The sequence below is a fragment of the Priestia aryabhattai genome (genome assembly GCF_023715685.1).
GTDB classification, from domain to species: Bacteria; Bacillota; Bacilli; order Bacillales; family Bacillaceae_H; genus Priestia; species Priestia aryabhattai_B.
Genome location: NZ_JAMBOQ010000022.1, coordinates 1 through 11,413, shown reverse-complemented (window position 1 = coordinate 11,413; position 11,413 = coordinate 1). Strand labels below are relative to the sequence as shown.

13 protein-coding genes and 1 pseudogene are annotated in these 11,413 nt (G+C 32.0%); 7 read left to right on the top strand and 7 right to left on the bottom strand.

Going from position 1 to position 11,413, the window contains the following annotated elements; all coding sequences use genetic code 11:
* Window positions 1-485: 485 nt before the first annotated feature.
* Entirely contained in the window at window positions 486-632 is a 147-nt protein-coding gene (locus tag M3225_RS28500; protein ID WP_251400671.1) for a hypothetical protein, read from the top strand.
* Window positions 633-843: 211 nt separating this feature from the next.
* On the opposite strand, the pseudogene M3225_RS28495 reads toward M3225_RS28500, so the two are convergent.
* Both M3225_RS28495 and M3225_RS28490 read right to left on the bottom strand, forming a co-directional pair.
* Window positions 844-1,047 (bottom strand): annotated as a pseudogene (locus tag M3225_RS28495) (KGG domain-containing protein); the annotation flags it as partial.
* Between the two features lie 680 nt (window positions 1,048-1,727).
* Complete coding sequence (locus tag M3225_RS28490) at window positions 1,728-2,054, bottom strand: general stress protein (protein ID WP_251400670.1); 327 nt, start codon at window positions 2,052-2,054, stop codon at window positions 1,728-1,730.
* A gap of 417 nt (window positions 2,055-2,471) precedes the next feature.
* Here M3225_RS28490 and M3225_RS28485 point away from each other — a divergent pair, with 417 nt between their 5' ends.
* Window positions 2,472-4,121 carry a glycoside hydrolase family 13 protein gene (locus M3225_RS28485; RefSeq protein WP_251400669.1) on the top strand — a complete coding sequence of 550 codons (1,650 nt, stop codon included), beginning with the start codon at window positions 2,472-2,474 and terminating at the stop codon, window positions 4,119-4,121.
* A gap of 657 nt (window positions 4,122-4,778) precedes the next feature.
* Here the strand turns inward: M3225_RS28485 and M3225_RS28480 are convergent.
* On the bottom strand, window positions 4,779-5,192 hold the full coding sequence (locus tag M3225_RS28480) for a general stress protein (protein ID WP_251400668.1): 414 nt from the start codon (window positions 5,190-5,192) through the stop codon (window positions 4,779-4,781).
* A 250-nt stretch (window positions 5,193-5,442) separates the two neighbouring features.
* On the opposite strand from M3225_RS28480, the gene M3225_RS28475 reads away from it, so the two are divergent.
* Both M3225_RS28475 and M3225_RS28470 read left to right on the top strand, forming a co-directional pair.
* Complete coding sequence (locus M3225_RS28475; protein WP_308215777.1) at window positions 5,443-5,853, top strand: YndM family protein; 411 nt, start codon at window positions 5,443-5,445, stop codon at window positions 5,851-5,853.
* A 323-nt stretch (window positions 5,854-6,176) separates the two neighbouring features.
* Complete coding sequence (locus M3225_RS28470) at window positions 6,177-6,806, top strand: flavodoxin family protein (RefSeq protein WP_285886146.1); 630 nt, start codon at window positions 6,177-6,179, stop codon at window positions 6,804-6,806.
* An 85-nt stretch (window positions 6,807-6,891) separates the two neighbouring features.
* On the opposite strand, the gene M3225_RS28465 is transcribed toward M3225_RS28470, so the two are convergent.
* Entirely contained in the window at window positions 6,892-7,218 is a 327-nt protein-coding gene (locus tag M3225_RS28465) for a general stress protein (protein WP_251400665.1), read from the bottom strand.
* A 221-nt stretch (window positions 7,219-7,439) separates the two neighbouring features.
* On the opposite strand from M3225_RS28465, the gene M3225_RS28460 reads away from it, so the two are divergent.
* The 3 genes from M3225_RS28460 (at window position 7,440) to M3225_RS28450 (ending at window position 8,748) form a co-directional block, all read left to right on the top strand.
* Window positions 7,440-7,865, top strand: coding sequence for a CBS domain-containing protein (locus tag M3225_RS28460; RefSeq protein WP_251400664.1), 426 nt, complete (start codon window positions 7,440-7,442; stop codon window positions 7,863-7,865).
* A 66-nt stretch (window positions 7,866-7,931) separates the two neighbouring features.
* Entirely contained in the window at window positions 7,932-8,231 is a 300-nt protein-coding gene (locus tag M3225_RS28455) for an MTH1187 family thiamine-binding protein (RefSeq protein WP_251400662.1), read from the top strand.
* A 205-nt stretch (window positions 8,232-8,436) separates the two neighbouring features.
* Window positions 8,437-8,748, top strand: a complete 312-nt coding sequence (locus M3225_RS28450) for a general stress protein (RefSeq protein ID WP_308215776.1) — start codon at window positions 8,437-8,439, stop codon at window positions 8,746-8,748.
* A gap of 56 nt (window positions 8,749-8,804) precedes the next feature.
* On the opposite strand, the gene M3225_RS28445 is transcribed toward M3225_RS28450, so the two are convergent.
* The 3 genes from M3225_RS28445 to M3225_RS28435 form a co-directional block, all read right to left on the bottom strand.
* The gene (locus M3225_RS28445; RefSeq protein WP_251400660.1) at window positions 8,805-9,014 is read right to left on the bottom strand and encodes a gamma-type small acid-soluble spore protein; all 210 of its coding nucleotides are present in this window, start codon (window positions 9,012-9,014) and stop codon (window positions 8,805-8,807) included.
* Between the two features lie 248 nt (window positions 9,015-9,262).
* Window positions 9,263-9,814, bottom strand: a complete 552-nt coding sequence (locus M3225_RS28440) for a CBO0543 family protein (RefSeq protein ID WP_251400659.1) — start codon at window positions 9,812-9,814, stop codon at window positions 9,263-9,265.
* A gap of 739 nt (window positions 9,815-10,553) precedes the next feature.
* The gene (locus tag M3225_RS28435; protein ID WP_251400657.1) at window positions 10,554-10,841 is read right to left on the bottom strand and encodes a hypothetical protein; all 288 of its coding nucleotides are present in this window, start codon (window positions 10,839-10,841) and stop codon (window positions 10,554-10,556) included.
* Window positions 10,842-11,413: the final 572 nt, after the last annotated feature.

The window sequence follows — 11,413 nt, the reverse complement described above, 5'->3', positions numbered from 1 at the left end:
TACCTCTGCTGGATAACTAACTCTTGTCCCCATAGAAAAAACACCTCCAAGTGATTGTTAGGTAGTATATACCCGTTTTTTAACTTAAAGGTGTTTTTTATTTGTCTCACTATAGGGGGTCAGTCCCCTTACTGCCGCAAGGGTTCTCTTTTTCGTAGGTTCCTCTAAAATCCATTATGGAAAACTAACTCTGTATATCGTATACAGCTTAAAAAGCGAAAAAACTCCTGTCGTTATTCAGGAGTTTTTTCTTTAAGATCATCCAATGCAATGGAAGCCTTAAGGCTTCTTGAGTAGTTTGTTCAAAGGAGTAAAAAATATGTACATACATAAAAAATGAAGTGTATTTTAAATTTTTATTTAAATTTATGTTTTGACACATATAAAAAAGGGAACAGTAACTTAATTTTATTCCAGATAAATTTCAAATAAGAAAAATGGTTAATATGTTGAACAAACTGTAATAATGAATCTGGAGGGAAGGTATGTCAATTAATAAAGAAGTTTTCTATCGCGGTAAACGATTTAAGATTATTCATATTTATAGTTCTGGTTATTGTGAGCTTAGAAAAGTTAACGATCCTTTTAGAGTAGAACTAGCTTTATTAAATGATATCCTACTAACGAGGTAATGATTACTGCATATTCTTATTTAACTAACCACACCAAATTAATTTGATTTTTGTTATTAAATAAACATATTAATCATTTTTTGATAAAAATAGAAGCCAAATTCTTTATATATAAAGAATTTGGCTTCTATTAATGCTGATTATGCTAACTAAAAATGTATATCATATACAGCGTAAAAATAGAAAAATTCAATTTTACAAACAATTAGTCATTATTACGTTTGTTGTTGGATTTGCCACCCTTTTCACCGATCTCCTGGTAGAATTCTTTATTATGGTTTTTAGCTGTAGCTTCTCCTCCTTTTTCGCCAATCTCTTGATAAAATTCCTTATCATGATTTTTGGCTGTAGCTTTGCCACCCATTCTTCCGGCTTCTTCACGGCTCATTTTGTCATTATTTTTATTAGTTGTCATTTTACATTCCTCCTAATAATTTTTAATATATTTTTTATCTTCCACGTTAAAAAGGAGCTAAACTATTTATCTTTATTTTCCTAATAATTGAGAATCATTTCCCTTTTTTTATTTTGTAACTCCTCTTTTTGAAAAATCTTACTTATATTTGCTGATATGCTTTCTTTTAATATGAGGGTGCCTATAAATCGCCTTACGTAAAGTGAACTTGTATACCATATAAAATAATTTGTAGTCTAAATAACAAAAAAGCTACTATTAGGGTAGCTTTTTTATGTTCTTCGTTAACTTTCTTGAGATTTATAGGGTTTTGTTTTTCCCTCTTTTTTCCGTTACCCCGTTCTCCTTTGAATTAATCAGGTGATCTCTATTTCTTTTTCTTCTAGTAAGAAAATAGATAATAAAACCTATTAAAACTAATAAGGTAATGAGAAGAATACTTGTAGGAAAGTATAACGTACCTATGTGAATAGCAAGGAACTGAGTCATTATCCTTTCACCTCCATATAAGATTAGTAAACGACTCTAGTAAGATACTTCTAGTTCAGTACCCTTCTGGGATATAGACAAACATTCACATAGAAGAACAAACGCTATATATAGACAGCAACATTCTAATAAGATTTACCAACTATTCTTCATTACTTAGTTTCTTCAACATTTATTGCACCGTCGAACCACTAAATTCCTTTCTTTGCAATGATTACTATACGTTCTTGTTTCATTTCACCTACACATCGTTCAGTTTCTTCTTGTATTAACCCTAATGAGGCCATTTTAGAACGAAGTTCATCTTCACGAGAAAATAACTTATTAACGGTGGATTCAAAAACCCCTTGTTCAGAAGTTCGATATTCTTTCGTATCTGTTATATCTGTTAAATATTCCGAACGCTCTTTATTATAGGTCAACAAGTAAACTTCACTTTTACTAAACCCATTGGTAAAAAAATCTTCAATGAACTTATTTGCCTGACCACTATTTTCTGCTACTTTAATTTCTTTCACTACTTTTTCCTCCTCTATCCCTATAAAATATGTTGTTCTACTAATAGATATATCCTTCACCAGCGAATTGAAACCAATCCAATTCAGATACAGAATAAAGGTCGTATAAAGTGAGGTAAATTATTTACTTTCAAGGAACTAAAATGTGGATTTTTAAACTCCAAATGTATAGTTTATAAAAATTAGTTTTTCCACCAGAACCTAACTTTCTTAGGCTAAAAGATTAGATAAGATCGTTTATTTCTCCCTTAATGATTACGTTTTCTCTGTTAAAACATAGGGTAAATACTTGTGCAGATAAGAATATTTCTAAAACTAACTTAATATCTATACTTGCCTGTTAGAGAGTTTGCTGGTTATGGAGAACTTATAACAAACACTTTAGGATTAATAATGATAAGAAGGAGTTCTTGCCCAATGGAAAAGAAGTGGTGGAAAGAAAGTGTAGTTTATCAAATATACCCTATTAGCTTTAAAGATTCTAATGGTGATGGAATTGGGGATCTACAAGGTATTATTTCAAAACTTGACTACTTAAAAGAGCTAGGCATTGAAGTGATTTGGCTATGTCCTATTTATCAGTCACCAAATCATGATAATGGCTATGATATCAGTGACTATCGCGCTATTATGAAGCAATTTGGAACGATGGAGGACTTTGATGAACTATTAACTCAAGCACATAAACGTAATTTGAAGATTATTATGGACTTAGTTGTTAACCATACATCGAACGAACATCCTTGGTTTATTGAATCCCGTTCTTCTATAGATAACCCAAAGAGGGACTACTATATTTGGAGAAAAGGTAAAAATGGAGGTCCACCGAATAACTGGGAATCTTATTTTGGTGGATCTGTTTGGGAATATGATGAACTGACGGACGAGTACTATCTTCATCTTTATACTAAGCAACAGCCAGATCTGAATTGGGATAATAAAAATGTTATAAGAGAAGTTGAAGAAATGGTATCTTGGTGGCTAGATAAAGGAGTAGATGGATTTAGATTAGATGCTATAGCTCATATTGTTAAAGCTGAAAACCTTCCCGATGCGCCGAATCCAACGAGCCTTCCTTATGTAAGAGCCTATAAGCTATTTTCTAATTTAGAAAAAGTTCATACACTACTCAGAAATCTATACGAGAAAGTGCTGTATAAATACGATATTATGACAGTGGGGGAAACATCGGGATTAGGACCCGAACAAGCATTGAACTATATTGGAGATAAGCGTCACGAACTGAATATGGTCTTTCATTTTGAACATATGCTATTAGATTCGAAAGCTGGAGGGACTGGTAAATGGGAATTTAAGCCTTGGAACCTTCTAGATTTGAAGAATGTAATGAGTAAATGGCAAACGATTATTCATAATCAAGGCTGGAATGCGAATTATCTCTGTAACCATGATCAACCTCGATCGGTTTCTCGTTTCGGAAATGATGGAAGATATCGAAAAGAATCAGCCAAAATGTTAGCAACGTTCTTGCTAACATTAGAAGGGACTCCTTACATATTCCAAGGCGAGGAGATTGGCATGACAAATCCTAATTTCCAATCCATTGAGCATTATCGAGACATTGAGACTCTTAACTATTATAAGGAAGCAATGGAAAGTGGAGCTTCGCTGGATTCTACTATGAAAGCAATTTGGAGAAAAAGTCGCGATAACTCTCGTACTCCTATGCAGTGGGATGATACACATGCTGCAGGTTTTACTCAAGGTACACCTTGGATTAAGATAAATGCGAATTACAAAGAAATTAATGTGCAGGAAGCCCTTCAGGATAAGAGTTCTATTTTTCACTATTATCGAAAGATGATTGCATTGAGAAAGAAACACGATGTCCTTATTTATGGAGAATATAATCTCTTATTACCTATTGATCCAGACCTTTACGTATATACTCGTACGTTAGGTGAAGAAAAATTTTTAATTATATTGAATTTCTTTGATCGAACTCCAATGTTTGAAATGCCAGAAGAGTTAAGTATGCTGGATGCTAAACTTTTGATTTCTAATTATGATGTAGAAAGAGAAGATTTACATGGGTTAAAGCTATAGCCTTATGAAGCTCGAATCTATAAATTGCAAAAGAATTAATAATTGAAATTTCACCTTTACTTTAATGTAGGTATATTAGAAATATAGTAATAAATTAAACTATACAATTCATATTTTAATTAAGAATTTTCTCAGAATTATTACAATCATAAAATAAGTATATAAATAAGCCAAGACATTATAATCTGTCTTGGCTTATTTAAAAATTTCAATAACAAACCGATTTTGATTATATATTCAACTTTTATTATAAATTCAAATGGGTTCGGAGAAAGTTCAGTATGTTAAATAACTTTGTATATCCTATACATCATAAAAAAGCAAAAAACTACTGATCTGAAATGAAATCAGTAGTTTTTTCTCTAAGATTATCCAATGAAATGGAAACCTTAAGGTTTCTTCAATAGTCTGCTCAGGTTATTAATAACTTATATACTAAAAAGAAAACTCTGCCTAATTTGTCACTCTTGTTCATATGGGAAATATCTTTAAGTGATTGTTAGGTATTATATGTCCTTTTTTAGCTTGAAAGTGTTCTTCTTTATCTTGCTCTATATGAAAACTTCAAACAGATGTATAGTTTTAGCTTACTATGGTGCCGAATTTCTTAGAAAGATGCTTATTTATGGAGTATATCATTCTTTAAAATTAAACATATTACCCTAGGTCTATGCCCTTTTCACTTAATTTATGAGAGGTTACAGCAATTAAAAACTTTCCATCATCTAAATCTTTTTTATAAGAGGTCAGCTCCTCTGATGGAATGCCTAAATCCGTTACACGATCTGCATCATTTGAGTAATTTTGCACCAAAAAAAACTTCTTTAATTTATCTAAAAAGGAATCCGGCTGGGCCCCTCCAGTCATATCTTCATGGGTGACTTCATCGTGTTTAACAGAAGATAGTCGATCAACATTTACATTCGTTCTATAGGCTAGATTGCCTGCTGTCGTCTCTTGGTTAGTTAGAACTGTAATTTCATTATCTTCATACCCTATCGTCTTTAACTTCTCAATTGTATTTAATGTTTCCTCCGGCGTTTCATATATACCTATAATACTTTTACTCATAGAGCTTTCCTCCTCTATTATGATCTTTTATACTTACTTTTCATTTACCCAATATTCTATTCTTATTAACAATAGACTACGGGTTAACAAAGTGAAAAAGATGATTTTTGCTTTTTTTAAGGAATTAGATCAAATAACTATTAGTTTTATTAAAGAAAAATTTTTATCCAACTTAAAAGGGATTATCTTTCTTAAAATTGGGTATTTATTCTTCAAAAGACAATAAAATAAAAGGATGGTGATGGATAAGATGAAACATTTGAAGGCTCTTTTTATAAAGTTCGTAATGAGCGCTGCTGTCTTAGGTATAATACTTACAGGTATTTATAATTATGATTTTAGTGACAGCATGCTAATCAGTTTAGTCCTCACAGTTGTCACTTATGCTCTCGGTGATTTGCTAGTATACCGAAATGCTGCTGATGACTCAGACTACAAAAAACGAAACATTGTCGCTACAATTTCTGATCTCATTTTGTCTTTTTTAGTAATTTGGATAATGGGGGCATCTCTTTTTGGAAATACCAGCACTATTATTCAGGGTTCTGTAGTATCGGCAATTGTTATAGCCCTCGGTGAATGGTTCTTCCATAAGTATCTAGATAAACACGTTTTTAATACTGATAATTATGGACATACCGATACGACATATAATAAATAATTTATTAGTACAAAAAGTAGCTGTTTATTTATACGGCTACTTTTCATTTCCTATAATCTACATTATAACAACTGAAAATCTATAGAGTATAAAGTCTAAATATAGAGAAAACTACGGGCTTTTTTTAATGATGGTTTTTATATCAGTTTTAAAAAAGGAACAAGAAAAAATAAAACTAATGCAAATATAGCAAAATTACTAGCAGTCATCCTTACTTACTGGCCGAATGAAGACTTGTAATCCTACCAAATTTGCGTGTTTTTTTCTTTTCTATGGGGGAATATCCAGAGTAATACCTATTTATAAGGAGTTGGGAAATCAGTATGAAACTGAAAGCTCTTGTACTTAATTGTACGTTAAAGAAAAGTTCTGAAGTCTCAAACACAGGTGCGTTAATTGGTGAAGTGGTGAAGATATTTGAGAAGAATGAGGTGCAAACAGAAGTTATAACCATAGCAGATTATACGATTGGACACGGAATTTCAGAAAAAGCAGTAAATAATGAAGATGAATGGCCTTCTATTTTTGAAAAAGTAAAGGAAGCAGATATTGTCATAATAGGCTCTCCTATTTGGCTAGGCGAGCAAAGTAGTATTACTACCCAAATTATAGAAAGGCTTTATGGTGGAAGTAGCCTAACAAATAATAAGGGACAATACATTTATTACAACAAAGTAGGTGGAGTGGTTGTGACGGGAAATGAGGATGGTGCCAAACACGTTTCACGTTCAGTCATCTATGCATTATCTCATATAGGGTTTACCATTCCCCCTAATGTGGACACGTATTGGGTAGGAGAAGCAGGGCCAGGACCATCCTTTATTGAAGCTGAAGGAAATAAAAATGATTTTACCATGCAACATGTGAAAATAATGGCCCATAATCTAATGCATTTTGCAAAATTATTAAAAAATCATCCGATTCCTACTGAAGGGAATGTAATTAATAGTTAATAAAAGAGGACCCGTTAATGAGGGTCCTCTTTTATATTTTTAAATACATCCTGCAACTAATGTTGCAAAAATCCTCCTTTTTGGATTAACCTGCTTTTGTTGCAACTACTATTACACGTCCTTTATCTAATTCTCTTTCATATTGTTGAGCTTCAGCATCCGATAATCCTAAAGATTGAATTTTAGAACGTAATTCATCTCCACGGGACCGGAATACATTGGCTACTAAATCAAATGCTCCTTGTTCTGAGACCCCAATGTTGTTCGTATCTAATGCTTCTGTTAAATCTTCAGAACGATTTTTATCGTGAGCTAATAAATATAATTCATCTTTCGTATATCCTCGATTTAAAAATTGTTCAATTACCTCTTTTGCTTGAACTCCGTTTTCTACTACTCTTACATTTTTCATAAAAAAACCTCCTTTGTAGTTAAATGATATATACCCATTTTCAAGAAATGAAAATCATTTTTTTACTAACTGATAAAATGCCATGAATTTTCCCAATCCACAATTCATTTTCTTCCCATTAAAATCTAAAGCTGTTTACTAAAACTCAAGCTTACGTTTTAGAAGATGATGTACGGGAATAGAGTGAAATAAGACGATTATTCAATAAAGGAGGAATTATTATGAACATAACAGAAGTAATGACCTCAAATATTGAGACGTGTAACCTTAAAAGTTCTTGTGGTGAGGTAGCTAACATGATGAAGAATGTAGATGTAGGAGTTATTCCAATTTGTGAAGATGATAAGCTAATAGGATTAATAACGGATCGTGATTTAGTGGTCAACGGCTTAGCTAACAATTTCAATGCGAATACACAGATATCTGAAATGATAACCACTGACGTGATCACCGGAACAAAACACATGTCTGTAGAACAGGCTGCAGAAATCATGTCTCATCATCAAATACGCAGACTTCCTATTGTAGAGGATGGAAAACTGATCGGAATGGTTTCTTTGGGAGATTTAGCAGTAAGTAATACTTCAAATAAAGAAGCAGGTAAAGCTCTTGAGGACATTTCAGTTCCTGCTGAACCTAATAAATAAAAACCAGAGATTCTATCTATAAATAGTTTCTTGTCAGTATTAAAAAACGAAGAAGGAGTAAATAGGATGCCTTTATTAGAAATAAGTATTATACCTGTTGGAACAGACTCAACAAGTTTTAGTTCAGAAGTGATTAATGCTGTACGTAAGCTTAAGGGGAAGGAATTACATTATGATATAACACCCACTTCTACCATAATAGAAGGAGATCTTGAACAATTATGGCAAGTAGCAAAAGACATACATCAAGAAGCAATTTCAAGTGGTCCTAATCGAATTATCACAAACATACGTATTGATCATCGAAAAGATAAGAAAACAGATATGAATCATCAAATAGATACTGTTGAGAATGCAATAGACTAGTTTTAACACTATTTTAAAATTTATAAACCTGATTAAAAGAACATTGAGATATATACGAAAAAAGATAACAATTAGTATTTACTCATTTAAGAAGAGCAGTCACTTCACTGCTCTTTTATCCTATTCAAAGATGTAAAGTGATAACTCTACCTTAGAAATATCTTTTATTTAGGAGGAATTTTAAATTGAATAATACCATTATAGCATAGCCAAAAATGGTGCAGAGACAAAAAAAGCAATTGAGACCTTTTTACAAGAAGGATTTACAAGAAATGATATCTACTTATTTACCTATAACAGGGAAAATTCGAAGAATTTAATGAATATCACAGGTACAAGTGATGTTGGGCTAGCAGAACAACATATCTTTGATTCAATAGCAAATGTATTTCGTTCACGAGAAGAAGAACTTAGGAAGAAAATGCACTCATTAGGATTATCTGAGATAGAGATAAAACAATGCCTAGAGAGAATGGATAGAGGAGATATAGTGATAATTGCATTAAAAGTAACATAATCAAAATATGAGCATACATATTTCTCAGTAAAAAATATACCTGTAGTAGTTAATTTTCATGTAGCCCCAGGAATATAGTCGAATTGATTATCTTTTTGACTCTCTTTACCTTCTATATAAGCTTTTTCTATTTTTGCTTCTTGTAAATCTGTTTCACCAGCAAATTCTGATTCGAATTTATTAGATGCATATGTAGCGTTTTGGTGTTTGGCTTTTTCGGCATTTGTTCCTACTGGAGTTTTATTTGATTGTTGATTATTATTCATTACAATCAACTCCATAAATTAATGTTCCCAAGAGTTTTTTAAGGAATATGTACTTGTTGATAACTGTGATTATGTCAACTAAAGCTGTATATCATATACAGCCTAAAAAAAGAAAAAACTACTGGTGTGTGATCAGTAATTTTTTTTCTTTCCTGAATGGTAATCAATATTTAGCTGACGTTGCAGAGCGTCTTGTGTAGTTTGCTCTAATCGCAAAATTTTATGTGGGTCAGAAGTAATCCCTCCCATTAGGTAGAGTAAAGCTTTTTAAATTTATCTGTACCACTTATATAATGGGCAATTAAATAAATGAAAAATTGTATTATGAATGAATAGAAGTAATGCCATTTAACAGGATCATATATCCCAATCCAATGTACAATCGGAAGAGCAATTACGGAAAAAATGGAATACGCTAGAGATTTTAAAAGAGGGTTAGTTCTTGGCCTTATTTGGAGAAGAAATATTACCGTAATAGGTAATACAAAAAAACTAAAAGGAATGTAATGCGATATGACCGGAAATATCTCATAGTCATATTTCCATAACCCAAAAAATGTTCCGATATAATCTAGATTTGAAGAAGCCAAAGCTACAAATAAACCAGCATATTGTAATCGATCAGCACTTTCTCGATTTCTATACTTTATCCAAAGCGTTAATGAAATAACGATAAGTAAAATACCTAGCCACCAGCGCCAAGCAAATAATGAATGTTCAACCCATGCGTGCAAAATTTGTTTATTAAGATCCACAGATTTTTTGTAGAAATCAGTAAAAATAGAAGACTGTAGTATCATTCCATAACCCCTTAGTTTTAATTCTCTATGATTAAAATGAGCAGAATTAAGCTGATATATTCATTTTTAGTTCAGGGAACGGAGAGATCACCTAAATTCCACCTAAAAAACAGGCTTAAGCCTGCTCCTATAGCCTTCAAGGCTAGTTCGTATTTAAGAAGTACGTATAAGTTATTGTGACGTTTTTCAGAGGGTTTTTTCTGATATTACTCACTACGATTTATATTTTCACTTTACTTTATAAGTACCTAGAAGGAACATTATGTTAACTAAAGCTGTATACCATATACAGGTTAAAAACAAAAAAACTATCTACGCGGCAACGGAAGGTAGTTTTTCTGTCTACAAAGTGATAAGTCGATGAAGTAACTAGCATGAGTAGTTTGCTCAAGTTGTTATTTATTATCCGTTTATAGTGGGGGAAGAATATAAATTAATTTCTCTTACTGGTTATTTTTACCGAAAAATCGGTAAGAAAGATAATAGTAAAGGGAACAATGCAAACAATGAAGAATGTGCGAAAGACCATATAAACCTTATTATTCATTTATATTGGATCCACCTTTATATTTTAGAGTAAACATTCCAGGGTTTCTTAAATAATAGAATGTTCGAACAAAAGAAAAGTATTCATATCAAATAAAACAGCAGGTTTAATCATGCTGATATTTTTAGTATTTACTTCTCATAATGGCGATAGGATAGGTCATTTGTCTTGGAGGGCATAAAAAAAGCCAGCTCATTGAGCTAACTGTAGTTTATTGTTCTTTATTGGATTAAAACTGTTGAGATAGACCTTTTCTTGAGCATACTTGAAATAATACCCCAGTTCATCTTGGTAGATTTTACGAGTAAAGAATCTTTCAAGTTTAGTGTTTCTAGCACAGCCAAAGAAGTAGTCTTCTGTATCAGTATAAAAGATGTCAATAGCGTAAATAGAAAAGTCATAAACATATGGAAAGCTGTACACAGCAAACTTACTAGTAATACCTTGCTCATACCTCTTGATGTGCTCTGTTTTTTTCACAATATTTCAACTCCCTTGACTTAAGAATAACAGTACTCTGGAGAGTAATTCATTGTTTTTTATATAAAATAAGAAGGAGGAACAATAAATAATGAAATTGCCCCTCCAAAGCAGAAAATGAACAAAACATGCTGCATATACAATGTTTTGTCATTAATCGACAGTATACCATGAGAACGATGTCCTATAACCTTTGATACACGTATGTATAGAAAATGAAACATATTGTAGCATTACTGACACATTGTTGATAAAAAGAGGCATCATTCTATCATAAAACACGGCATATACAGCCTGAAATAGAAAAGCTACTGTGCCTCAACAGTAGCTTTTCATTTAAAAAAATAGGTTGCAAATACCAATGTCGGAAGGTATTCGATTACATTTTGTTCCAATCACCTAAAAAATATACTAACAGCAAATGAAAAAACTACCCTATGGGAGTTGAACTGCACCCCAATTGTTAGACAAAAACTAATAATTGGAGGTGCAGTTTTTTATGTCAAAACACACACTTGAAACAAAGTTAAAAGCTGTAGATTTCTACATCAATAAGCAATATTCATATAAAG

Bases quoted from the DNA above. Each gene is read 5' to 3' on its own strand.
- M3225_RS28485 (WP_251400669.1), top strand. From the start codon at position 2,472: ATGGAAAAGAAGTGGTGGAAAGAAAGTGTAGTTTATCAAATATACCCT.
- M3225_RS28470 (WP_285886146.1), top strand. From the start codon at position 6,177: ATGAAACTGAAAGCTCTTGTACTTAATTGTACGTTAAAGAAAAGTTCT.
- M3225_RS28440 (WP_251400659.1), bottom strand. From the start codon at position 9,814: ATGATACTACAGTCTTCTATTTTTACTGATTTCTACAAAAAATCTGTG.
- M3225_RS28480 (WP_251400668.1), bottom strand. From the start codon at position 5,192: ATGAGTAAAAGTATTATAGGTATATATGAAACGCCGGAGGAAACATTA.
- M3225_RS28475 (WP_308215777.1), top strand. From the start codon at position 5,443: ATGAAACATTTGAAGGCTCTTTTTATAAAGTTCGTAATGAGCGCTGCT.
- M3225_RS28500 (WP_251400671.1), top strand. From the start codon at position 486: ATGTCAATTAATAAAGAAGTTTTCTATCGCGGTAAACGATTTAAGATT.
- M3225_RS28445 (WP_251400660.1), bottom strand. From the start codon at position 9,014: ATGAATAATAATCAACAATCAAATAAAACTCCAGTAGGAACAAATGCC.
- M3225_RS28465 (WP_251400665.1), bottom strand. From the start codon at position 7,218: ATGAAAAATGTAAGAGTAGTAGAAAACGGAGTTCAAGCAAAAGAGGTA.
- M3225_RS28460 (WP_251400664.1), top strand. From the start codon at position 7,440: ATGAACATAACAGAAGTAATGACCTCAAATATTGAGACGTGTAACCTT.
- M3225_RS28455 (WP_251400662.1), top strand. From the start codon at position 7,932: ATGCCTTTATTAGAAATAAGTATTATACCTGTTGGAACAGACTCAACA.